Source organism: Microbacterium sp. SMR1 (assembly GCF_003289625.1).
In the GTDB taxonomy this organism is placed as follows: domain Bacteria; phylum Actinomycetota; class Actinomycetes; order Actinomycetales; family Microbacteriaceae; genus Microbacterium; species Microbacterium plantarum.
The window spans coordinates 927,193-945,088 of sequence record NZ_QMBN01000001.1 but is presented as its reverse complement, the minus strand read 5'-3'; the positions used below and the strand labels follow the sequence as shown (position 1 = coordinate 945,088).

Genomic DNA, 17,896 nt, shown 5'->3' with positions numbered 1-17,896 from the left:
CCACGATCCCGTCCGCGATCACCGTCGGCAGCGTCGCGATCAGGTCAGACATCCCATCCGCCCCGGGCTGCACCCGCACGCACCGCCCCGCGGCGGCTTCCTCGTGCCGCTCGGTGAACGTCCGCGGGTGAATGCGCTCGGCGATCATCCGCAACGCGTCCCGCACCCGGTTAGGTGTCTCGCCCTGGCACCGCTCGATCGCGACGCGTTCGAACTCAGCCCGATCCGCCACGGGCACGAGGCATCCGATCTCCTGGATGACCCGCACGTGCCCCCGGACGATGCGACCGGCTTCCCAGGCCGCCATCGTCACTGGGTAGTTCTCGACCAGGTCTCGGGCCTCGTCGATCCGCCGCTGCAACGTCCGGTCGGTCGCGACGAATACCCCGGCGAGCTCGGCCGCGATCCCGCGCAACGCCATCTCCCTCGCCTTGACCTTCTCCGACGCGCCTGCGGTCTGAGATTCGGCCAGCTGGCCGGCGGCAGCGAGGAGACGCACCTCCCGGACCTGTGCCGCGCGTGCGGCATCCGCTATGCCCTCGGCATCCGCGACCAGCTGAGCGAGGGCATCGACGTCACCGTCGCTGCCCATCCCACTGCCGAGTCCACCATTCGAATGCATGTTCGAATCATCGCATGGACCTCCGACATCGTGCCGGAACCTTCCACAGGCCCGCGAACGACCAGCGACTCCGTCAGGCCGGGCTGAGCAGTGAAGCCCTGATCGGCTCGTGCTCGGGCACGCGCACCCCCAGCAGCATCGCGAGCTCGACAAGGTCGTGCGCACCGGCCCGGCGAGCCGCGTCGATGGTGATGTGTGCGCACGCGAGCGCGTCCGCGAGGGCATCGTGATGCGCGAAGTCGAGGAACCCGACGGCAGCAGCAACGAGCGGCAGCCGGTAGGAATCGAGCTGATACGTCTTCCGTGCCAGCTGCACGCTGCACACCGAGCGGATCGCGGGGAGCGCGGCATCCGTCGCCTCGCACGCGCGGCGCAGCACGGCCATGTCGAATCCGGCGTTGTGTGCCACGAGTAGGTCGTCACCGATGAAGTCGAGAAGGCGGGGGAGTTGCGCGACCCAGCTGGGGGCATGCGCCACCGCATCGGCGGTGATGCCGTGGATGGAGACATTGATGTCGAAGAAGCGGTCGTGTCCGGAGGGCGGGCGGATCAGCCAGCCGTCGGATGCGACGACCTCGCCGTCGCGGACGCGCACCAGGCCGACAGAGCATGCGGATGCACTGGAGGAGTTCGCCGTCTCGAAGTCGATCGCGGTGAAGTCCAGTGCCACGGGACAAGCGTCACCCGTGTCCGGAGGACGAGAAGGGAGGCGCGCCGCCGAGCCGGGCGATCCGGACCGGTCGGAGGCGATGTCGGTGGGCCACGTAGACTGGATGCCCGTGGCTCTCACCATCGGAATCGTAGGACTGCCCAACGTCGGCAAGTCGACCCTCTTCAACGCCCTGACCAAGAACCAGGTTCTCGCGGCGAACTACCCGTTCGCGACGATCGAGCCGAACGTCGGCGTGGTGAACCTCCCCGACCCGCGCCTGAAGGTGCTGGCCGAGATCTTCCACTCCGAGCGCATCCTCCCCGCCGCGGTGTCGTTCGTCGACATCGCCGGCATCGTGCGCGGCGCGTCGGAGGGTGAGGGGCTGGGCAACCAGTTCCTCGCGAACATCCGCGAGGCCGACGCCATCGCGCAGGTCGTCCGCGGTTTCTCCGACGACGACGTCGTGCACGTCGAGGGTGCGGTGAACCCGCAGAACGACATGGAGACCATCAACGCCGAGCTGCAGCTCGCCGATCTCCAGACCCTCGAGAAGGCGATCACGCGCTACGAGAAGGAGGTTCGCGGCAAGAAGCTCGATCCCTCCGTTCTCGAGGCTGCCAAGGCTGCGCAGGATGCGCTTCAGCGCGGGGAACTGCTGTCGGGAGCCGACTCCAAGATCGACCTCGCGCCCATCAAGGAGCTCGGGCTGCTGACCGCGAAGCCCTTCATCTTCGTCTTCAACGTCGACGAGGCCGTGCTTACGGATGAGGCGCGCAAGGCGGAACTCGCCGCGCTCGTCGCTCCTGCCCAGGCGGTGTTCCTCGACGCGAAGATCGAGTCGGAGCTCATCGACCTCGACCCCGAGGAAGCCGCCGAGCTGCTCGCCTCGACCGGTCAGGACGAGTCGGGCCTCGACCAGCTCGCGCGCATCGGATTCGACACGCTGGGCCTGCAGACCTACCTCACCGCGGGCCCGAAGGAAGCGCGCGCCTGGACGATCGGCAAGGGCTGGAAGGCTCCGCAGGCTGCTGGCGTCATCCACACCGATTTCGAGAAGGGCTTCATCAAGGCCGAGGTCATCTCGTTCGAGGACCTGGTCGCGACCGGCTCGGTCGCCGAGGCCCGCGCGAAGGGCAAGGCGCGCCTGGAGGGTAAGGACTACGTCATGCAGGACGGCGACGTCGTGGAGTTCCGCTTCAACGTCTGACGCCCTGCCGCTATCGGTGAAGCCCACCGCCCACGGCTGGCACAATCGAGGCATGCCACGCGAGCGCGCCGGAGATCCGCAGTACGACGGGTCGCCCGGTGTCCACACGCCCACAGATGACACTCTGCGGGCGTACGACCGACGAATCGGAGCGCTCGTGATCGAAGACCAGGTCGTCGGTCATGTGGCGAGCGTCGTCCGCGAGATGCGATTTCCGTCGAGGCAGCGCTGGTTGTGGTTCACCGTCGTGTGGCCCGATGGATCGCGTGAGCTCCCCTTCGAGGACTACGGTCCTGGATGGCACACGGTTCGTGAGCTCGAGGCCGGGTACCTTGCTTACCACCTGCAAAGCACGGTGCACGAGCGGCGTCTGTTGGGCCGCCACTGGCTCTCGGCGAGGTGGGGTGCGTCGCAGACGTTCGGCGTGCGATGGCTCGAGGGAGACGTCGCCGCTCGTCGTTGGCTCGAACTCGGTCTTCGTGACGAAGACTTCTGAACACCCGTTACCAGCCCCCGCACGTTCCATCAACCGGTGGGCGCCGCGCCCTCGCCCTGCCTAGCGTGGATGTCATCTCGACTCGAGGAGGCAACACTATGGCCACGAACACCACCACCACGCGCAACAAGCGCCGCGCTTCCGGCGCCGGTCTGACCAACGAGCAGAACGCCGAGAGCGGCTTCCGCGCCTCGCAGAAGCTCAGCGAGAACACCCAGAAGGTGCTCGTCGACCTCATCGAGCTGTCGCTCCAGGGCAAGCAGGCGCACTGGAACGTCGTCGGACGCAACTTCCGCGACACCCACCTCCAGCTCGACGAGATCATCGACGCCGCCCGCGAGTTCGCCGACACCGTCGCCGAGCGCATGCGTGCGCTTCACGCCCTCCCGGATGGCCGCAGCGACACCGTCGCCGAGACCACGACGCTGCCCGAGTTCCCGCAGGGCGAGATCGACACCGCCGAGGTCATCGACCTGATCACCGAGCGCCTCGAGGCGACGATCGGCACGTGCCGTGACGTGCACGACGAGGTCGACGAGGAAGACCCGACGACCGCCGACATCCTGCACTCGATCCTCGAGCGCCTCGAGCAGCTCGCCTGGATGGTCAGCGCCGAGAACCGCAAGCCCCAGGGCTGATATGCCCCAGGGCTGACCAAGTCCCGGCCGGGTAGTCCCGGCGACGAAGACCCCGCTCGTGACCACCGCGTCCGGGCGGGGTCTTCGCGTATCGCGTGTGTCAGACCAGCCGCGGATCGATCATCGTCATGCCCGCCGCTGCCGCGGTGTCCATGGCCGGCAACAGTCGCGCACCTTCCTCCAGTCCGACGACCCGCTGCACGAGGTCCTGCGGGCGCAGGCTGCCGTCGCCGATCAGCGCCATCATTCCGGGGTAGTCCACCGCGGCCATACCGTGGCTGCCGAGCAGGTCGAGCTCCCACGCGATGACGCGGGCCAGAGGAGCGGCGCTACGACCGGATGCCGAGGGCAGCAGCCCGATCTGCACATGACGTCCTCGACGACGAAGGCTCAGAATCGCATCGGATGCGGTCTGCTCGCTGCCCACCGCATCGACCGAGACGTGGCTGCCCCCACCCGTCAGCTCGTGAACGACGGCGGGGACGTCCTGCCCGTCAGCGGCGACGACGTGTTCGGCGCCGAGCTCCGAGGCGGTCTGCAAAGCGGCAGGCGACCGGTCGACCGCGATGACCCGCGCTCCCAGAGCCCGTGCGATCATCACGGCGCTGAGGCCGACACCGCCTGCGCCGACGATCGTGATCCACTCGCCGCCGCTCAGGGTCGCCCGGGCGATCAGCGCGCGGTACGCCGTGGCGAAGCGGCATCCGAGCGCCGCCGCGGCTTCGAACGAGACACCGTCGGGGATGCCGACGAGGTTGACGTCGGCCGCCGGCACGACGACCCGCTCGGCGAACGAGCCGGCGTAGGTGAAGCCGGGCTGCTGCTGGTGCGGGCAGACCTGAGCATCGCCGCGTGCGCACCACTCGCATCGACCGCAGCCGATGACGAACGGCGTCGTGACACGATCACCCACCTGCCAGCCCGCGACTTCCGCACCGACCTCGGAGATGACACCTGAGAACTCATGCCCGGGGGTGTGGGGGAGTGCGATGTCGTCGTGGCCGGCCCAGGCGTGCCAGTCGCTTCGACAGAGGCCGGTGGCGCGCACCGACACCACCACCCCGTCGGCGGGGACGCTCGGATCGGCCACCTCGCGAACCGTCACCGGCCCGCGGATGCTGTCCATGACCATCGCTCGCACGTTCGGCCACGCTACGCCATCGAGCGAGTCAGCGCCGCACGGTCGACGGCAGTGTGACGCGAAAGGTCAGGCGTCGCGGAAGCCCTCGAGGTCGGGGTCCCACTGTGCGGGTGCCTCGTCGTCGAGGGCATAGAGGTGAGCGCCCTCGGAACGGCGCTGAGGGTAGCTCTCGTGCGCTCGAAGGTCTTCCGCCCCCTCGGAGAAGTCCGGTTCATCGGCGTCCCAGTCGATGGGGGCGGACAGCACGTCGTTGCCGACCCCGATGACGAGTTCGGCCTCATCGACACGCCCGCTCGGTTCGAGCACGATCGGAATCCGCACGGCTTCGGCGCGGCCGTAATTGGCGACCGCCGCCGTGAGCTCCACCAGTGCCTCCGCAACGTCATCCGTCGTGATCACCGTGTCGCCCGCGTACGTGATTCGTCTCATGACAACACTGTGTCGGCTAGCGCCGCCGGGCACCTCGCACTTGCGCTGACGATCGTCATCGGATACGGCTCGCATCGGCCGAGGATCATTGCACGAGGCTCCCGGCTGGTCAACGCGCCTGACGCGATCGGCGGCGCTGCCTAGCGTGGTCGCGAGCGTCGGAATCGGCGCGCCGACAGCGAGGGAGACGTGATGAGCCAGCAGGACCCGGCGACCGACCAGGAACCGCTCTCCGAGCCTGAGGCGGTCCGCAAGGACATGCGCTACAGCCCGGCCAGCGACACCGAGACCCGTGAGAAGCAGGACGAGGCCCCGACCAGCCCCGACGAGGACGTCGACGACGATCTCGTGCGTGCGCGTCCGGGAACCGGCGGTCCCGACGATGTCGGCGACGTCGATGTGCCCGCCGAAGACCTCAATCTGCCGTGGCGCGACGACGAAGCGGGCGCCTGACACTCCACCGTCTGTTGGGGCGGGCGGTCAATTCCACCCGACGGTGTTGAACCACTGTGCCCGGGCCTCGGCCTCGGCGGCATCCGTCGTGCCGCGGAAGGCGTCGTGGCGGTCGATGCGACCCTCGCTCAATTCGACGAAGGCCGTGCACACGGGGCACAGTCCCCGTCCGAAGGGAAACCCGCCGGGCAGTGTCGGCGACGGCTGCCCAGGCTCACCGCTGCCCGCGCATCGTGGCGGATCGGCCTGCGCGTCTGACCACATCTGCGACGTTCCGAGCCGGTTATGCAGCCCCGCGTGTCCCCTCGGGCGGGTGCACAATGCCGATCCGCGGCGGGACCGGCACCACAGCGCGGTCGGATAGTTCGCGGCGGCCGGTTCGCTCACGCCGTCAGATCCGGATGCCGCAGACGCCGCACTCGCCCGCGGCGGACACCTCGACGAAGCAGTCCGGGCACATCGCGCGGACGACATCCGAGGGTGCGGGCGCCTTCGGAGTGCGCGGCGCTGCAGCGCGGGGCGCGGCGCGTCGCGCGGGTGCCGGACGTGTCGCGACCGCGACGGGTTGCTTGCGCTCTGGAACGTGCGACTCGCAGTAGAACCGGACGAAGCCGCCGTGGTTGGTCGGGTGGCGGTGCTTGACCGCCCACAGGTGGTCGCGATCATGAGCACCGGCGTCGGCGGGGCAGGCGGCGCATCGCGCGGGATCACCCGGCATGACGTCGGCGACGCGGTAGGGCGTCTCGTAGGTGAGGCGATCGCGCCAGTCGGCCGAGTCGACGATTCTCATGGTGGTCCTCTCCGGCACTCGCGCGCCGGATTCCAGCGTACCCGCGGCGCCGGGGAGGCGGCCCGCCCACCATCCGGTGAACATTCGCGAAACGGCGTGCGCCGCCGCGCCGCGGGCCCGGCGGCCTTTGCGACAGTGAGGGGGTCACCACGGGCGAGAGGGCGCGAATGGAACTGGCGACCCCAGCACCGATGGACGTGCTGCTGCGTCCTGCTGCACTGGCGCGCGCATGGATGGGGCCGGGCCGCGACCAGGAGACGATCGCCGTGCCCGGCGTCGTGCTCGGGCCGGGCGAAGTGCTCGTCCGTGTCGAGCTCGTCACGATCACCGAGGACGACATCGCGATCACGGACGGTGAGGAGCAATGCCCGGTGCCGACGGTCCTCGGCCGTGAGTTCGTCGGCAGGGTCGCGGCGCTCGGCGGCGCGGTCGCGGCGGCGGACGGCATTCCGCTCGAGCTCGGGGAGCGCGTCGTGAGCGCCGTGGGACCGCATGAGCGCATCGGAGCCCATCGCGAACTCGTGGGCGGCTTCGCGACGCACGTGCATCTGGTCACGGGCACGCCGATCGTCCGCGTGGGCGAGGCACTCCCGGCCTGCATCCTGGCCCCCGTGTCGGGCGCGGTCGCGCGAGCGGCCGGGCTCGTGCGACGGCTGGAGGAGGTCGCCGATCCGGAGGACCTCCTCGTGACCATCGCCGGCACGGGCGCCGATCCGCTCGTGCTGTCCGCCATGATCGCCGAGCGGGGCGGACGAGCGCGGCTGGCCTCAGCCGATCCGCGGGTGCGCGCGCGGGCCGAGCGCTTCGGCGCTGCGCTGGCGCCCGAGCACGTGCCGGAGACGGATCTGAGCGCGCGCTTCCGTACCGTGAGCGAAGCCTCATCGGAAACGACCCTGCGGGTCGGCGTGCCGACATCCGCCGACCTCGAGGCTGCCGTCGCCTTCATGCGCGCCCCGGGCACCCGCCGCTACCCGTTCGCCGACCTCGTTTCGACGCCCTTGCCGCTCGACCGCCTCGACGATGCGATCGAGCTCGCTCGGTCGGGTCGCCACCTGCGCGTGGCGATCGCCCCCGGAGCCTGAGCTCGCGGGGGCGATCGGACGTCGTGTCGGCGGCGTTCAGGCCAGACGGGTCACGCGGTCTGGCCGGCGTGCTCGCCTTCCTCGATCTCCTCGATGACCTTCGCGTTGAAGGCCGGGAGGTCATCGGGCGTTCGGCTCGAGACGAGGCCCTGGTCCACGACGACCTCCTCGTCGACCCAGGTCGCACCGGCGTTCATCAGATCGGTGCGCAGGCTCGGGAAGCTCGTCAGGGTGCGACCCGAGAGGACGTCGGCCTCGGTCAGGATCCACGCCGCGTGGCAGATCGCGCCAACGGGCTTGTGCTGTTCGAAGAACGCGCGCGCGAAGTCGACCGCGTTCGCGTCGAGTCGCAGGTTGTCGGCGTTGACGACGCCGCCCGGAAGCACGAGCGCGTCGTACTCGTCGGCCTCGGCGTCCGCCGTGACGACGTCGACCTTCTGGGTGTGGCCGTTCTTGCCGGTGATCTCGCCCGATTCGGGGGCGATCATGACGACGGTCGCGCCCGCGTCGGAGACGGCCTGCCAGGGCGAGGTCAGCTCGCTGTCCTCGAAGCCGTCGGTTGCCAGGAATGCGATCTTCTTGCCATCGAGAGTGCTCATGTCGCCGACGCTACGCGCGGCCGACGGCCGCTGCGACGCGCTTGACACGCTCCGCGACGCATGGTCCGCTGCGGGGTTACGATGGCGATATGTCCACAGCATCCACGCCCCAGCCTCAGACACTGCAGCCGGTTCCCGATGAGAAGAACCTGCTGGTCACCGCGAACGACGACGCAGGTTCCTGCTGCGGCGGAGGATGCTGCTCGACCTCCTGAACCTCGCCTCGAGGCGTACGACGAAGCCGCCGGTGCATGACGCACCCGGCGGCTTCGTCGTTCTCGCGCGATGGCGGCGAGGCCGGCTCAGTGCGCCGCGGGCACGCCTTCGGGGCTGTCGGCCGGCTTGCGGATGAGCAGCGCCCCGATGATCAGCGGCGACGCGATGATCGCGGCCACGAAGAAGGCCGCCCGCGCGCCCGCGGCGCCGGCCGCCGTCGTCCCCGGATCGGCGGCGCCGGCCTCGGCAGCGGCCATCACCGTGATGAGCAGAGCGATGCCCGCGGCGCCCGCGACCTGCTGGATGGTCGAGACGATCGCGCTGCCGTACGAGTAGAACCGCGGCTGCAAAGAGCCGAGGGATGCCGTGAACAGCGGCGTGAACGACATCGCCAGGCCGAGCGAGAGACACGTCTGCAGCGTGAGCAACAGCCATACCGACGTGTTCTCGGTCAGGGTGGTGAAGCTCCACAGGATGCCGGTGACGATGACGGCTCCGGGGACGAGGAGCACGCGCGTGCCCCAGCGGTCGTAGATGCGCCCGATGAACGGGCCGGCGATGCCCATCGCGAGGGAACCCGGCAGGACGATGAGTCCGGATTCGAGCGCGGAGAGCCCGAGGACGTTCTGCATGTACAGCGGCAGCAGGGTGATCGCGCCGAAGAACGCCATGGACATGACGCCCAGCTGGGCCACCGAGAGCGAGAAGTTGGCCGAGCGGAACACGCGCAGGTCGAGCAGCGCCTCGTCGTCGCGCTGCAGCACGAGCTGACGCCACACGAACGCGCCGAGCGCCACGATCCCGACCGACAGGGAGATGATGAGCGGCAGGTTCGACGCGGGCGCCGCGGCCGCGGCATCCCCGCCGCCGTGGCCCCCGGCGCCGATCTGGCTGAGACCGAACACGAGGCCTCCGAAACCGAAGGCCGAGAGCACGACGGAGAAGACGTCGAGTGGCGCGCGCCGGGTCTCGCCGAGGTTGTGGATCCAGCGGACGCCGATCGCGAGCGAGACCAGGGCGATCGGGAGGACGACGCCGAAGATCCAGCGCCAGCTGAGGGTGTCGAGGAGGAACCCGGACAGCGTCGGCCCGATCGCGGGAGCGAGCGACATCACGATGCTGACCCGGCCCATCATGCGGCCCCGAGCGTGGGGCGGGACGACCGTCATCAGCGTCGTCATCAGCAGCGGCATCATGATCGCGGTTCCCGAAGCCTGCACGACACGCGCGACGAGGAGGAAACCGAAGCTCTGCGCCAGGACGGCGATGAGCGTTCCCGTCGAGAACAGGCTCATCGCAGCGGTGAAGACAGCCCGCGTCGTCAGACGTTGCAGCAGGAAGCCGGTGATCGGGATCACCACCGCCATCGTGAGCATGAACGCGGTCGTGAGCCACTGCGCCGCCACCGCCGTGATGCGGAAGTCGGTGATCAGGTGCGGGATCGCGACGCCCATGGTCGTCTCGTTCAGGATCGCGACGAAGGCGGCGACGAGCAGGAGCCAGATCACCCGGTTCGCCTCGGCGGTCACGACGGTGGGCACGGCGGGCGATGCGGCGGATGCGGGGGCGTTCGTGGACGACGGCGCGACGGCCATGGGCAACTCCTCGGTCGGAAGATCGGTCGTCACCCGAGGGCGGACTCCGCAGGGCCAACGCCCCGACGGATCGATTATTCCCGGGGCCGACGACACAGCGCCAGCATCAGCTTCCGGTCGGCCGACGCGGATGCGCGCGGCGGATCACCAGAGGCGGGCGATGTCCCACAACTCCGCGGCTGCCGGGTCGGCGGCCCGGTGACCCGGTGCTCGTTCCCGGAAGTCGCGGACCAGCCCGCCGATCCGCCGACGGTACTCGGGATCGGGATGGGTCGCGGCGATGCGCACGAGCGGGGGAACGTCCATGTCGAGCACGAGCCGGACCCGGGCCGTGGCCGCGGCACGGGCATCGGCGGCGTCGAGCACCGCCAGGCCCGACCGCAGCGCGTCGAGATAGTCGATGAGCACGGGCAGCTGGGCACGGTGCTGCGTGATCGACGACCCGTCCGCCCGCTCACGCCAGTGCACGACGACGTCCGGAATCACGTCGAACGCTCGGGCGCGGGTGTACATCTGCTGTGCGACCAGCTGGTCCTCGTACAGCCGGTTCTCGGGGAAGCGCAGTCGGTGACGTCGCCAGAACTCGATGCGGCTCGCTTTCGACCACGCGACGATGTTCCCCGATGCCTCGGGATGGTCGGCGAGGGTGGTCCCGATGCGGGCAGGCCGAGTGGATGCCGCGACCCAGGGTTGCACGGGGCCCGGGACATAACCCTCACCGGTCGGACGCAGTCGCACGTAGGCCCCGGCGACGAAGTCGGAGCCCGAAGCGTCGAGCGTTCCGATCCAGCGCTCCAGGGCCGACGGGGTGAGGACGTCGTCCGCGTCGAGGAAGGCGACGAACGGGGTGTCGACCCGATCGAGCCCCGCGTTCCGTGCGGCACCCAGCCCGACGGCGCGGTCGTGTGCGATCACGCGGAACCGCTCGTCCGACGCGGCCGCTTCCGCGAAGATGCGTCCGGTCGTGTCGCGCGATCCGTCGTCGATGAGGATCGCGGTCCACTCGCCGAGGGTCTGGGCCTTCAGGGAAGCCAGCGCTTCCTCGGCGTAGGGGGCGACGTCGCGGCCGGGGACGATGACGGTGACGACGGGCGAGCTCACGACCCCGATCGTACTGCCGAGACGGCGTCGGCCACCGCGCCCGCGAGCGCTCCCGCATCCGGCACCGTCGCGCGATCGAAGCTGAACCGCACCGCGGTGCGGGCGTCATCGGCGTCGAGACCCATCGCCGTCAAGACGTGCGACGGCTCGTCGCTGCCCGCGGCGCATGCCGACCCGCTGCTCGTGACTATTCCACGCCGTTCCAGTTCGAGGAGCACGGCCTCGCCCGAGGTCGCGGCGAACGTGAACGAGGCGAGGCCCGGAAGCCTCCGATCGGGGTCGCCGGTCGCGCGCGACCCGGGGACGGTGCCGAGCACGCGGCTCGTGAATGCGTCGCGCGCCGCCGCGGCCCGCGCAGCGGCCTCGGAGCGCTCGCGCTCGGCCAGCTCGAGCGCGAGCGCGAGGCCCACCGCCCCCGCGACGTTCTGCGTGCCCGAGCGCCGGCCGCGCTCCTGGCCGCCGCCGTGGATCACGGGCTCGAGGGGGAGCCGGCCGCGGACCGCCAGCACACCGATGCCCTGCGGCGCGCCGATCTTGTGGCCCGCGACCGACAGAGCCGAGGCGCCCGTGCCGGTGAGGGGAAGCCACCCGGCCGCTTGCACGGCATCGGTGTGCACCGGGACCGAACCCGCTGCTCGCGCGATCGCCGCGACATCCTGAACGGTTCCGACCTCGTTGTTGGCGTAGCCGATGCTCACGACGGCGGTGTCATCGCGCACGGCTCGGGCGACGGCGTCGGGGTCGACGCGTCCGAGCGAGTCCACGGGCAGGACGTCGACGTCGTATCGATGCATGCGCTGGAGGTAACGACAGACCGCCAATACCGAATCGTGCTCCACCGCCGTCGTGACGATCTGGCCGGGAGCGCGTCCGCGGGCCCCGAGGGCGATGCCCGCGATCGCGAGGTTGTTCGCCTCGGTTCCTCCGGACGTGAAGACGATGTCGCCGGCGCGCATGCCGAGCACCGCCGCCACCCGCCGCCGCGCGTCGTCGAGGGCGCCGGCGACGTCTTCACCCACCGTGTGGATGCTCGACGGGTTGCCGAATCGCCCGGTGAGGAACGGTGCCATCGCCTCGAGCACCTCGCGACGCACCGGACCGCCCGCGGCGTGGTCGAGGTACAGCATCAGCGCGCGTCGACGACGAGGTCGAGCCCGAGGTCGAGCGAGGGCGCGGAGTGCGTGAGCGCTCCGACGGAGATCACGTCGACACCGGTCTCGGCGATCGCACGCACGCTCTCGAGCGACACTCCGCCCGACGCCTCGACGACCGCGCGACCGCCGACGATGGCGACCCCACGGCGCAGATCGTCCAGCGAGAAGTTGTCGAGCATGATCGTGTCCACGCCGGCGGCGAGCACGGGCTCGATCTGATCGATGCGATCGACTTCCACCTCGACGTGGGTCGTGTGGGGAAGGTCATCGATCGCGCGTCGCAGCGCTTCGGTCAGCCCCGTCCCATCGGCGGTGATGACACCGAGGTGGTTGTCCTTGAGCATGACCGCATCCGAGAGGGAGAACCGGTGGTTGTGGCCGCCGCCGTCCCGGACCGCTTGCCGTTCGATCAGACGCAGCCCCGGTGTCGTCTTGCGGGTGTCGACGATCCGGGCGCCGGTCCCCGCGACTTCGTCGACGTAGCGACGGGTCAGCGTCGCGATCCCCGACATCCGCTGGGTGAGGTTCAGTCCGACGCGTTCGGCGGTCAGCACGGCGCGCGCCGGACCGCGGACGGTAGCCAGCGTGTCACCGGGGCGGATGCGCGAGCCGTCGGGCACGTCGATCACGACGTCGCAGCTCGGATCGGTGAGCGCGAAAGCCGCGGCGAAAACTGCCCCGCCGCTGAGGATGCCGTCGACGCGCGAGACGAGCGCGGCCGTGGCGCGCGCCGCCCCGGGGATGAAGGCGGTGCTGGTGAGATCGCCCCATGGGGCGTCCTCTTCGAGTGCGGGGCCGACGAGGGCAGCGATCTGTCGGGGTGTGAGCATCATGCGACCTTCTCGGGAGCGGCGGCGGGACGGACGGCTTCGTCGGCGGTCAGCGGACGAGCGGTGGTGTCGTCGCTGCGGTGGTGTGCGCCGATCGATCGGGTGCGAGCGAGCGCGGCGGTGGTCATCGAGCTCGCGACAAGGAGCAGGTTGGCGTCCTCGTGTTCGCGCCGGGAGCGGGGTGCGACTGCGGCGCGCGACCACTCATCGAGGATGTCGAGCGCGAGAGCGAGCCCGGAGGCGTCCCGCTCGAGTCCGACGTGCCGCCACATGAGCGACTGCAGGGCCGCCCGGCTGAACGGTCCGTTCGCCGGTATCCGTCGCGGCGCACGGGACCGGCCCGCCACGGCGCGAGGTGACGACGAGACGCTCGGAGACGCCGTTGCGACCCGCGGGTCGCCGTCGACGACGGCATCCGCGGTGCGCAGGCCGAACACGACGGCTTCGAGCAGCGAGTTGGAGGCCAGCCGATTGGCACCGTGCACGCCCGTGCGCGCGACCTCGCCGACCGCGAACAGCCCGTCGACGTCGGTCCGACCGTCGAGATCGGTCACGACGCCGCCCATGAGGTAGTGCGCGGCGGGAGTGACGGGAACCGGATGCCGCGACCAATCCCATCCGCGCGCCCGCACGGACTCGTCGATCGTCGGGAACCGGTGGGCGAGGAAGGCAGCCGTCGCCGACGGAGTCTCGCGCAGACCGGTCGCGTCGAGCAGCACCGGCCGCCCGCCCTGACGCGCCATCGCCGCCGCGATCGCGCGGGCCACGACGTCTCGTGGAGCGAGTTCCGCATCGGGATGCGCATCGACGCAGAAGCGGTGCCCGCGCTCGTCGATCAACACCGCACCCTCGCCGCGCACGGCCTCCGACACGAGCGTCCCATCGGTCAGGGCGGTGGGGTGGAACTGCATGAACTCCAGGTCGGCGACGGTCGCGCCGGCGCGCAGGGCGAGCGCGATCCCGTCGGCGGTCGCCACCGCGGGATTCGTCGTGTGGGCGTACAGCTGTCCCGCACCACCGGTCGCGAGGACCACGTCATCCGCGGCCAGCATCTCGGTGCGGCCCTCCGAGAGCACCCGCACACCCCGCGCCTCCCCGTCGGAGACCACGACGTCGGTGACGAGAGCGTCGGAGCGGATCTGGACGGGCGCGAGAGTCAGCGCGCGGTTCAGAGCGCGCTGGATCGCGGCGCCGGTCGCATCGCCGCCGGCGTGCAGGATTCGCGGAACCCGGTGCGCACCTTCGAGGCCGAGTCGCAGCGCGCCGCTGTCGTCGCGGTCGAACGCGACCCCGATCGCCTCGAGCGTCGCGACGGCGTCCGGCCCCGCCGATGCGAGCGTGTGCACGGCGTCGCGCTCGCCGAGGCCCGCCCCGGCGCGCAGAGTGTCGTCGACGTGGGCGAGGACCGAGTCGCCCGTGGCCGTCACGGCGGCGATGCCGCCCTGCGCGTAGGCGGTGTTGCCGTCGCCGAGCGCTCCCTTCGTGACCAGGACGACCTCGCAGCCGGCGTCGGCGGCGCGCAGGGCGCACATGCCGCCGGCAAGACCGGAGCCCACGACCACGACACGCCGGGTCATGGCCGCGCCGCCAGCATCCGTTCGAGGGCGGCCCGTGCCGGCACGGCGACGTCGTCGGAGACCCGGATGCGGTTCGGGGTCCGTCCCGCGCAGAGCTCGTCGAGGACCCACGCCAGGTAGCCCGGGTGGATGCGGTACATCGTCGAGCACGGGCAGACGACGGGATCGAGGCAGAAGATGCGGTGCTGCGGGTATTGCGCGGCGAGCCGCTGGACGAGGTTGATCTCTGTGCCGACCGCGAAGACTGTGGGCTCGGTCGCGCCGTCGATCGCGCGGCGGATGTACTCTGTCGATCCCGCCTCGTCCGCGGCGTCCACGACCGGCATCGGGCACTCGGGGTGGACGATGACGCGGACGCCCGGGTTCTCCGCACGCGCCTGCGCGATCTGCTCGACGGTGAAGCGGCGGTGCACCGAGCAGAAGCCGTGCCAGAGGATGACCCGAGCATCCCGCAGGGACGCCTCGTCGTTGCCGCCGAGCGGGCGTCGGGGGTTCCACATCGGCATGCGGTCGAGCGTGACCCCCATCGCCTTGGCGGTGTTGCGTCCGAGGTGCTGGTCGGGGAAGAACAGCACCCGGCGGCCGCGTGCGAAGGCCCACTCGAGCACGGTGCGGGCGTTCGAGGAGGTGCACACGATTCCGCCGTGCCGGCCGACGAAACCCTTGATGGCGGCGGAAGAGTTCATGTACGTGACGGGGATGACGGGGAGAAGTCCTTCGGCGTCGGGGCTGCCGAGGTCGCCGTAGATCTCGCCGAGCTGCTCCCAGCACTCCTCGACCTCGTCGATCGACGCCATGTCGGCCATCGAGCATCCGGCGGCGAGGTTGGGCAGGATGACGGACTGCTCGGGCCGCGACAGCAGGTCGGCGGTCTCGGCCATGAAGTGGACGCCGCAGAAGACGATGGCCTCGGCCTCGGGGTGAGCCTTCGCCGCTTCCGCGAGCTGGAACGAGTCGCCCACGTAGTCGGCGTGACGCACGACCTCTTCGCGCTGGTAGAAGTGCCCCAGGACGACGACCCGGTCGCCGAGGGCGGCCTTGGCGGCGGAGATGCGGTCGTGCAGCTCGTCCTCGCGGGCGGTCCGGTAGTACTCGGGGAGCTCGCCCTGGCGGGGCGCCCCGGTCGGGATGACGTCGCCCATCGACGAGCCCGGGCCGTACCCCGGCCGTGCGTCGAAGCTCCACGGTCCCGCGGCGAGATCGGTGTTGCATGTCTCGGCGTTCGACGCGCCGGCGACGATCGCCTGGATCCCGTGATCGACGCTCGGGTCGATCGGTCGCGGCGACAGCGTGAGCGGAGAAGTGATCATGCGCGTTCCTTCATCGGGGGAGCGGCCCGCGGTCGGCGAGCTCGACGTCGTGGTTGTAGCGGTAGAGCCGGGCGGGGCGGTGGCTGCCGGTGCGGAACTCGCGTGTCGGGATGAGGGTGCCCGACCCCTCGACCTGGCGGCGGAAGTTCGCCGGATCGAGGCGCTTTCCGCCGATGGCCTCGTACACCTCGCGAAGCTCGGCGAGGGTGAACAGGTCAGGCAGAAGCCCATGCGCGATACGGCTGTAGCCGACCTTGTTGCGCAGCCGCCAGAGCGCGTACTCGATGATGCTCCGGTGGTCGAACGCCAGCTCCGGCAGATCGGCGGTGTCGAACCACGCGACGTTCTCGTCCTCGGGCAGCGGTGTCGATGCGACGTCCTCGCGCACCAGCGCCCAGTAGACGATCGACACCACTCGCGAGGGAGAGCGGCCGACGTCGCCGAAGACGTAGAGCTGCTCGAGATAGCTCGGAGCCAGCGCGGTCGTCTCGGCCAGGGTCCGGGATGCCGCAGCCTCGAGGTTCTCGGACACGTCGAGCCATCCGCCAGGGAGCGCCCACTGTCCGGCGTGGGGATCGCGTGTGCGACGCACCAGGGGGAGCACGACGGAGGGAAGCTCGCCGCCGTCGTGGCGCAGGCTGAAGATGACCGTCGAGACGGCGACCCGGATATCGTCCTGCGGGCCATCCGCGGTGGTTCGTGTCATTGTGACCCTAACTGTCGCACCGATCTTATAGTCATCGCGACACGAAGCGCAAAACGGGCGACTCACAGCGGGACGCCGTACGCTGGCCTCCGTTCCCGAGGAGGTCCTGTGCTGCTGGTCGACGTCATCGTCGTGATCCTCCTCGTCGGCTTCTTCGCCATCGGCGTGACACGAGGCCTCGTCGCGATCGCGGGCTCGCTCGCCGGGCTCGTCATCGGCTCGCTCCTCGCCGTATGGGCTGTGCCCCTCATCGCGCCCGGCGTCGCCGACTGGGAGTACCGGTCGCTCGTGCTCGCCATCTGCGCCATCGCGATCATCGTCCTGTGCACCGCGCTCGGCACCGCTGTCGGTGCGGCGCTGCGCCGCGGCGTCGACCGAGCCAAGCTGCGCATCCTCGACCGCATCCTGGGTGCCGGCGGGGCGACGATCGCCGGTGGACTCGTCCTCCTCCTCGGCGCCGGCGCGGTCACCGCGAGCGGCATGCCGCTCGTGTCCACCGCCGTGGCCTCCTCGCGCGTGCTCTCGTTCATCGACGGTCTCACCCCCGACCCCGTCGACAGCGCGCTCGCCGAGGTGCGCGGATTCGTCGTCGACGAGGGGATCCCCCGCATCGGCGAGCTTCTCCGGCCCGAGGTCGCGCCGACCGCGCCCGCCGTCGCGCTCGATGATCCCGAGCTGCAGCGCGCGGCGGCATCCGTCGCCCGCATCAGCGGCACGGCCTACGCCTGCGGCGTGTCGATGACCGGGTCCGGATTCGTCGCCGCCGACGACCTCATCGTGACCAACGCCCACGTCGTGGCGGGCGTCGACACCCCCGTCGTCGAGCTGCCGGGCCGCGACGCGCGTGAAGGGCGCGTGGTGTACTTCGACCCGATCGACGACCTCGCCGTCATCGCGGTCTCGGACCTGGGCGTGGCGCCCCTGCCGGTCGTTCCGCCGGTCGCCGCGGGAGCAGCGGTCGCGGTCCAGGGATACCCGCTCGGCGGGCCCTTCACGAGCGGAGCCGCCTTCGTCCTCTCGGTGGGCTCGGCCCCCGTCCCCGACATCTACGACGAGTCCAGCGCTCCGCGTGAGATCTACGCGCTCGATGCCGACGTCCGCCCGGGCAACTCCGGCGGGCCGCTGCTGACCGACGCCGGTGAGGTCGCCGGCGTCGTGTTCGCGCGCGGCGCCGAGGACGAGCGGCGGGGCTACGCGATGACGACGACGGAGCTGCTGCCGGTGCTCGCGGGCGCCTCTGCGGACGCTCCGGCCGTGACGGCGGGGAGCTGCACGCGCTGAGCGGCCCAGTACAGCGG

The 17,896-nt window shown here is 70.6% G+C and carries 21 protein-coding genes; 7 read left to right on the top strand and 14 right to left on the bottom strand.

Annotated elements, in window-relative coordinates; translation table 11 throughout:
* Both DO944_RS04600 and DO944_RS04595 read right to left on the bottom strand, forming a co-directional pair.
* Window positions 1-622, bottom strand: a 622-nt coding sequence (locus DO944_RS04600; RefSeq protein WP_258524559.1) for a 13E12 repeat family protein, incomplete at its 3' end; no start/stop codon positions are given.
* 73 nt (window positions 623-695) lie between these two features.
* On the bottom strand, window positions 696-1,292 hold the full coding sequence (locus tag DO944_RS04595) for an exonuclease domain-containing protein (protein ID WP_112615002.1): 597 nt from the start codon (window positions 1,290-1,292) through the stop codon (window positions 696-698).
* 109 nt (window positions 1,293-1,401) lie between these two features.
* On the opposite strand from DO944_RS04595, the gene ychF reads away from it, so the two are divergent.
* From ychF to DO944_RS04580, 3 genes are all read left to right on the top strand, one after another.
* Window positions 1,402-2,481, top strand: a complete 1,080-nt coding sequence (ychF, locus tag DO944_RS04590) for a redox-regulated ATPase YchF (RefSeq protein WP_112615181.1) — start codon at window positions 1,402-1,404, stop codon at window positions 2,479-2,481.
* Between the two features lie 52 nt (window positions 2,482-2,533).
* Window positions 2,534-2,977, top strand: coding sequence for a hypothetical protein (locus tag DO944_RS04585; RefSeq protein ID WP_112615000.1), 444 nt, complete (start codon window positions 2,534-2,536; stop codon window positions 2,975-2,977).
* Between the two features lie 98 nt (window positions 2,978-3,075).
* On the top strand, window positions 3,076-3,615 hold the full coding sequence (locus DO944_RS04580) for a Dps family protein (RefSeq protein ID WP_112614998.1): 540 nt from the start codon (window positions 3,076-3,078) through the stop codon (window positions 3,613-3,615).
* Between the two features lie 100 nt (window positions 3,616-3,715).
* Here the strand turns inward: DO944_RS04580 and DO944_RS04575 are convergent, their stop codons facing one another.
* The gene (locus DO944_RS04575) at window positions 3,716-4,756 is read right to left on the bottom strand and encodes a zinc-dependent alcohol dehydrogenase family protein (protein WP_112614996.1); all 1,041 of its coding nucleotides are present in this window, start codon (window positions 4,754-4,756) and stop codon (window positions 3,716-3,718) included.
* Between the two features lie 66 nt (window positions 4,757-4,822).
* The gene (locus DO944_RS04570; RefSeq protein ID WP_112614994.1) at window positions 4,823-5,185 is read right to left on the bottom strand and encodes a hypothetical protein; all 363 of its coding nucleotides are present in this window, start codon (window positions 5,183-5,185) and stop codon (window positions 4,823-4,825) included.
* A gap of 192 nt (window positions 5,186-5,377) precedes the next feature.
* Here DO944_RS04570 and DO944_RS04565 point away from each other — a divergent pair, with 192 nt between their 5' ends.
* A complete protein-coding gene (locus DO944_RS04565) occupies window positions 5,378-5,638 on the top strand; it encodes a hypothetical protein (RefSeq protein WP_112614992.1) in 261 nt (86 codons plus the stop codon).
* A gap of 27 nt (window positions 5,639-5,665) precedes the next feature.
* Here DO944_RS04565 and DO944_RS15845 read toward each other — a convergent pair whose 3' ends face one another.
* On the bottom strand, window positions 5,666-5,791 hold the full coding sequence (locus tag DO944_RS15845; RefSeq protein WP_258524558.1) for a hypothetical protein: 126 nt from the start codon (window positions 5,789-5,791) through the stop codon (window positions 5,666-5,668).
* 238 nt (window positions 5,792-6,029) lie between these two features.
* The gene (locus DO944_RS04555; protein ID WP_112614988.1) at window positions 6,030-6,428 is read right to left on the bottom strand and encodes a glucose-6-phosphate dehydrogenase; all 399 of its coding nucleotides are present in this window, start codon (window positions 6,426-6,428) and stop codon (window positions 6,030-6,032) included.
* 167 nt (window positions 6,429-6,595) lie between these two features.
* On the opposite strand from DO944_RS04555, the gene DO944_RS04550 reads away from it, so the two are divergent.
* Complete coding sequence (locus DO944_RS04550) at window positions 6,596-7,510, top strand: alcohol dehydrogenase catalytic domain-containing protein (protein ID WP_112614986.1); 915 nt, start codon at window positions 6,596-6,598, stop codon at window positions 7,508-7,510.
* 50 nt (window positions 7,511-7,560) lie between these two features.
* On the opposite strand, the gene DO944_RS04545 is transcribed toward DO944_RS04550, so the two are convergent.
* Window positions 7,561-8,109: a type 1 glutamine amidotransferase domain-containing protein gene (locus tag DO944_RS04545; RefSeq protein ID WP_112614984.1), complete on the bottom strand. Its 549-nt coding sequence runs from the start codon at window positions 8,107-8,109 to the stop codon at window positions 7,561-7,563.
* Between the two features lie 89 nt (window positions 8,110-8,198).
* Here DO944_RS04545 and DO944_RS15840 point away from each other — a divergent pair, with 89 nt between their 5' ends.
* Entirely contained in the window at window positions 8,199-8,324 is a 126-nt protein-coding gene (locus DO944_RS15840) for a hypothetical protein (RefSeq protein WP_258524557.1), read from the top strand.
* Window positions 8,325-8,411: 87 nt separating this feature from the next.
* Here DO944_RS15840 and DO944_RS04540 read toward each other — a convergent pair whose 3' ends face one another.
* From DO944_RS04540 to DO944_RS04510, 7 genes are all read right to left on the bottom strand, one after another.
* Window positions 8,412-9,920, bottom strand: a complete 1,509-nt coding sequence (locus DO944_RS04540; protein WP_112615179.1) for a DHA2 family efflux MFS transporter permease subunit — start codon at window positions 9,918-9,920, stop codon at window positions 8,412-8,414.
* A gap of 144 nt (window positions 9,921-10,064) precedes the next feature.
* Complete coding sequence (locus DO944_RS04535) at window positions 10,065-11,021, bottom strand: glycosyltransferase family 2 protein (protein WP_112614982.1); 957 nt, start codon at window positions 11,019-11,021, stop codon at window positions 10,065-10,067.
* Entirely contained in the window at window positions 11,018-12,148 is a 1,131-nt protein-coding gene (locus tag DO944_RS04530; RefSeq protein ID WP_112614980.1) for a cysteine desulfurase family protein, read from the bottom strand. The genes DO944_RS04535 and DO944_RS04530 overlap by 4 nt, the downstream gene beginning before the upstream one ends.
* A complete protein-coding gene (gene nadC, locus DO944_RS04525; RefSeq protein ID WP_112615177.1) occupies window positions 12,148-13,005 on the bottom strand; it encodes a carboxylating nicotinate-nucleotide diphosphorylase in 858 nt (285 codons plus the stop codon). Before nadC ends, DO944_RS04530 begins: the two co-directional genes overlap by 1 nt.
* Window positions 13,005-14,582 (bottom strand): L-aspartate oxidase, encoded by a 1,578-nt coding sequence (gene nadB / locus DO944_RS04520; protein ID WP_112614978.1) that lies wholly within the window; start codon window positions 14,580-14,582, stop codon window positions 13,005-13,007. Before nadB ends, nadC begins: the two co-directional genes overlap by 1 nt.
* Complete coding sequence (gene nadA, locus DO944_RS04515; protein WP_112614976.1) at window positions 14,579-15,892, bottom strand: quinolinate synthase NadA; 1,314 nt, start codon at window positions 15,890-15,892, stop codon at window positions 14,579-14,581. The genes nadB and nadA overlap by 4 nt, the downstream gene beginning before the upstream one ends.
* Window positions 15,893-15,902: 10 nt before the next feature.
* Window positions 15,903-16,598, bottom strand: a complete 696-nt coding sequence (locus DO944_RS04510) for an NrtR DNA-binding winged helix domain-containing protein (RefSeq protein WP_112614974.1) — start codon at window positions 16,596-16,598, stop codon at window positions 15,903-15,905.
* A 108-nt stretch (window positions 16,599-16,706) separates the two neighbouring features.
* Between DO944_RS04510 and DO944_RS04505 the strand changes: the two genes are divergently transcribed.
* The gene (locus DO944_RS04505) at window positions 16,707-17,879 is read left to right on the top strand and encodes a MarP family serine protease (protein WP_112614972.1); all 1,173 of its coding nucleotides are present in this window, start codon (window positions 16,707-16,709) and stop codon (window positions 17,877-17,879) included.
* Window positions 17,880-17,896 lie beyond the last annotated feature (17 nt).

Bases quoted from the DNA above. Each gene is read 5' to 3' on its own strand.
- DO944_RS04545 (WP_112614984.1), bottom strand. From the start codon at position 8,109: ATGAGCACTCTCGATGGCAAGAAGATCGCATTCCTGGCAACCGACGGC.
- DO944_RS04540 (WP_112615179.1), bottom strand. From the start codon at position 9,920: ATGGCCGTCGCGCCGTCGTCCACGAACGCCCCCGCATCCGCCGCATCG.
- DO944_RS04565 (WP_112614992.1), top strand. From the start codon at position 5,378: ATGAGCCAGCAGGACCCGGCGACCGACCAGGAACCGCTCTCCGAGCCT.
- nadC (WP_112615177.1), bottom strand. From the start codon at position 13,005: ATGCTCACACCCCGACAGATCGCTGCCCTCGTCGGCCCCGCACTCGAA.
- DO944_RS15840 (WP_258524557.1), top strand. From the start codon at position 8,199: ATGTCCACAGCATCCACGCCCCAGCCTCAGACACTGCAGCCGGTTCCC.
- DO944_RS04570 (WP_112614994.1), bottom strand. From the start codon at position 5,185: ATGAGACGAATCACGTACGCGGGCGACACGGTGATCACGACGGATGAC.
- nadB (WP_112614978.1), bottom strand. From the start codon at position 14,582: ATGACCCGGCGTGTCGTGGTCGTGGGCTCCGGTCTTGCCGGCGGCATG.
- DO944_RS04510 (WP_112614974.1), bottom strand. From the start codon at position 16,598: ATGACACGAACCACCGCGGATGGCCCGCAGGACGATATCCGGGTCGCC.
- DO944_RS04585 (WP_112615000.1), top strand. From the start codon at position 2,534: ATGCCACGCGAGCGCGCCGGAGATCCGCAGTACGACGGGTCGCCCGGT.
- DO944_RS04580 (WP_112614998.1), top strand. From the start codon at position 3,076: ATGGCCACGAACACCACCACCACGCGCAACAAGCGCCGCGCTTCCGGC.
- DO944_RS04555 (WP_112614988.1), bottom strand. From the start codon at position 6,428: ATGAGAATCGTCGACTCGGCCGACTGGCGCGATCGCCTCACCTACGAG.
- DO944_RS04550 (WP_112614986.1), top strand. From the start codon at position 6,596: ATGGAACTGGCGACCCCAGCACCGATGGACGTGCTGCTGCGTCCTGCT.
- nadA (WP_112614976.1), bottom strand. From the start codon at position 15,892: ATGATCACTTCTCCGCTCACGCTGTCGCCGCGACCGATCGACCCGAGC.
- DO944_RS04530 (WP_112614980.1), bottom strand. From the start codon at position 12,148: ATGCTGTACCTCGACCACGCCGCGGGCGGTCCGGTGCGTCGCGAGGTG.